The 3,211-nt window shown below is 76.8% G+C and carries 2 protein-coding genes and 1 pseudogene; 1 reads left to right on the top strand and 2 read right to left on the bottom strand.

Annotation, left to right across the window (positions count from 1 at the left end):
* Both DEF28_RS26050 and DEF28_RS26045 read right to left on the bottom strand, forming a co-directional pair.
* Positions 1-1,142, bottom strand: a pseudogene (locus DEF28_RS26050) (hypothetical protein); the annotation flags it as partial.
* A 488-nt stretch (positions 1,143-1,630) separates the two neighbouring features.
* Complete coding sequence (locus tag DEF28_RS26045) at positions 1,631-2,221, bottom strand: YbhB/YbcL family Raf kinase inhibitor-like protein (RefSeq protein ID WP_114400833.1); 591 nt, start codon at positions 2,219-2,221, stop codon at positions 1,631-1,633.
* 289 nt (positions 2,222-2,510) lie between these two features.
* Here DEF28_RS26045 and DEF28_RS26040 point away from each other — a divergent pair.
* Positions 2,511-3,211 (top strand): AfsR/SARP family transcriptional regulator (locus DEF28_RS26040; protein ID WP_147281105.1); only part of this gene is annotated, 701 nt, incomplete at its 3' end.

Below are 3,211 nucleotides of genomic sequence, written 5' to 3'. Positions count from 1 at the left end.
CCGGTGTCGTAGGAGGAGCGGCTGTGTGAGCCGGTCTCGTAGGACGGCGGCAGCGGTGCGCCCGGGTCCAGCGGTGACCGCGAGTGCGTCCCGGTGTCGCCCGACCCCGGACGCCCGGGGTCGGTGATGGTGCGGTAGCCCGAACCGGTGGTCTCCGAGGGCGGACCAAGCGGGTCGCGGGAGAACGAGCCGGAGTCCCACGCGGCCGGCCGGCCGTCGCCCGCCGGCGCGGCCGGCGCGGCCGGCGGGTTCCACGCCTGGGTGGCCGCCAGCGGGTCGGCGCCGCCGCGGGGCGGCGTCGCGCCGCGCGTGGACGGGGCGCCCAGGGGGTCGTCCAGCGCCGCGGCGGCACCGAGCGGCTCGTTCGAGGCCGGCGCGGCCGCCGGCGGAGCCGACCCGGCGGGGTCGGGGCCGGTCTGGCCGAGGCTGGCGAGCACCGCCAGCCCCGAGTCCGCGGGAGGCTCGGGGGCCGGTGCGGGCGCCGCCGGGCCGGGGTCGGACGCGGCGTCGGAGCGGCCCCGACGTCCGCGCGACCGGGGCACGGGGTCCTCTTCGTAGAGGTCGTCGTAGTCCTCGTCGCGGACGGCCTCCATGGCGGCGGTCGACTCGTTGCGGGTGTCGCGGCGTCCCGACCGGACCTCCGCCTCGTCGCCGTGGTCGTCCCGGTCGTCCCGGTCGTCCCGGGCGCCGGCGGTCCTGCCGCCGCCCACGGGTTCGTCGTCGGACAGGCTGGACCAGAAGTCGTTGTCGGAGAGCCCGTCGGAGTCGTCGCCCCAGTCGTCGTCGTCACCGCGGCCGCGCCGGGAGCGCGAGCGGCGCGAGGAGCGCGGCGGGTCCTCGGCCCGGGAGCGCCGGCCGCCGCGTGCGCGGGGCGCCGGCTTCTCCGCCTCCTCCTCCGGCTCCTCGCCGTCGGCGTAGTCGTCGTCGAGGTCGGCGCGTTCGTCGCGGTCCGCGCGGCCGGAGCGCCGGGACCTGCGGGGCCGGGCCTCCGCCCCGTCCCGCTCCTCGCCCTCGGCGTAGTCGTCGTCGTATTCCTCGTAGTCATCGTCGCGGGCGTTGTTCGCGCTCAGCGCGCGCATGCCCAGGATGATGAGCATCAGCACGACGAGGACGACGATGACGGCGATAAGCGCAATGATCATGGTGAACGCACCACCCTAGGCCCCGTGGCCTTGTAGAGGACAGAGGTGCCACCGGCGGTGGTGATGTGGCAGGCCGGTGTTGAGCCGTGCGCGCGGACGGCGCCGAGGCGGAGTGCGGCGGCGCGGTCGGAGCCGCGTCGGGCACGGCGGTTGTCCAGGTTTTCCGTGATGTGCGGCTGCGGTGTGCGGTCGGCGGGACTGGCGCGCGGCCGTCGACCGCGGCTGTCCGCGGGACGCGTGCCGGCCCCGTGGTCGAGGGTCCGGCCCCTGCGCGCCGCGGGGCCGCGACCCGACGGCGGACGCGCGGCGACGCACGCGTACGGGAATACGGACATCAGGAAAGGAGTGGGGGGCACGGCCCCACTTTATGCATAGATGCGTACCGCGTGCAGGGGGAGACGACGGCCCTCTCCTGATTCTGCGCACGATCGGATGTCGTGAAGTGCCGGATATGTACCGGCATGGTGCTCGGTGTTGCGTGGTGCATTTCACCCCCCAGTGGCGATGAGACGTCCGCGGGCCAGCGTACGCGCGGCGATCGCGCCGAGCGCCTCGTCCAGCGGCGCCCCGTCCGAGAGCGGGACGTCCTCGCTGAGCGCGTACACGGTGAACCGGTACTCGTGGTCCTCGTCCCCCTCCGGGCACGGGGGCTCGTAGTCGGCCGCCCCCACGCTGTTCTGCGCCTGGTGGCCGGGCTGCGGCACGCTGCCCTCGGGCAGCTCCGGGTTCTCCGGATCCAGACCGTAGACCACCCAGTACACCTGCGCGCCTCCGGACGCCTCGGTGTCGTCGACCAGGACGGCCAGCGACTCGGTGCCGGAGGGCAGACCGGACCAGCGCAGCGGCGGGGACACCCCCTCGCCCTCGCAGGTGTAGCGCTCCGGGATCGTCTCGCCCTCGCGGATCATCGGGCTGGTCACCGTGATGTCGTCGGTGGCCTCGGCATTGGTCCCGGTGGGCAGCACCCCGCATCCGGTCGCCACGGCCATCAGCACGGCGACCCCGCCCGTGGCGGCGGGCGCGCGGCTGCCTCCCCGGTGCCGGGAGGCGGGCGAGGCGTGACGTGGGACCGGAAACATGGGGCTCCTGCGCAACGGGCGATCGGTGGTTCCTGGCGACCTCGCCGGCCCGGGGGCACCGGCCGACGCGCCGATCCGGCGCCGTGGTCGCTCCTCCGGCGAGTTCCCCCCGAACCTTACTGCGGTCCGCGTACGGATGGACCCCGGACAGGGGAGTGTCGCGCCGCGGCAACGCTACCGCGCGCCGGAGCGCCCGGCGGCCACCCGGCGCGGCGGAGCGCCCCGCGCGGACCGCACCGCCCCGGAAACGGGTTGGTCGGCGGGCGCGCGGATCGGCGACTATGGACCCGTGCGCTTCTCGATCCTGGGGCCGGTGACGGTCCACGACGACGCCCGGGCCGTCCCCGTCGGCGGCGCCCGGCTGCGCGCGCTCCTGGTGCTGCTGCTCCTCGACCCCGGGCGCACGGTCGGCACCGAGCGGCTGATCGGCGGGATCTGGGGCGACGACGCGCCCGGTGGCGCGGGCAACGCGCTGCAGGCCCTCGTCTCCCGGCTGCGCCGCCTGCTCGGCGACTCCGTCCCCGTGGTCGCCGACGCCACCGGCTACCGGCTGGTCGCCGCCCCCGGCCAGGTCGACCTGTGGGAGTTCGAGGCGCTCGTCGAGCGCGGCCGCGCGGCGCGCGCCGCCGGCGATCCGCGGGAGGCGGTGCGTGCCCTGGAGACCGCCCTCGCGCTGTGGACCGGCCCGGCCCTGGCCGACGTCGCCGACCTCGACGGCGTGCGCAGCGTCCTCGTCCGGCTCGCCGAGCTGCGCCGGACCGCCGCCGAGGACCGGCTCGCCGCCCAGCTCGACCTCGGGCGGCACGCCGAGGCGCTGCCCGACATCGAGGCGCTCGCCGCCGAGCAGCCGCTGGGCGAGCGGCCGGTGCGGCTGCTCATGCGCGCGCTCGCCGGGTGCGGCCGCCAGGCCGACGCGCTGGCCGCCTACGACGCGCTGCGCCGGCGGCTCGCCGAGGAGTTCGGCGCCGACCCCGCCACCGAGACGCGCGA

Source organism: Marinitenerispora sediminis (genome assembly GCF_003336425.1).
GTDB classification, from domain to species: Bacteria; Actinomycetota; Actinomycetes; order Streptosporangiales; family Streptosporangiaceae; genus Marinitenerispora; species Marinitenerispora sediminis.
The sequence above is the reverse complement of the archived record's forward strand: the minus strand, read 5'-3'. Positions and strand labels throughout refer to the sequence as shown.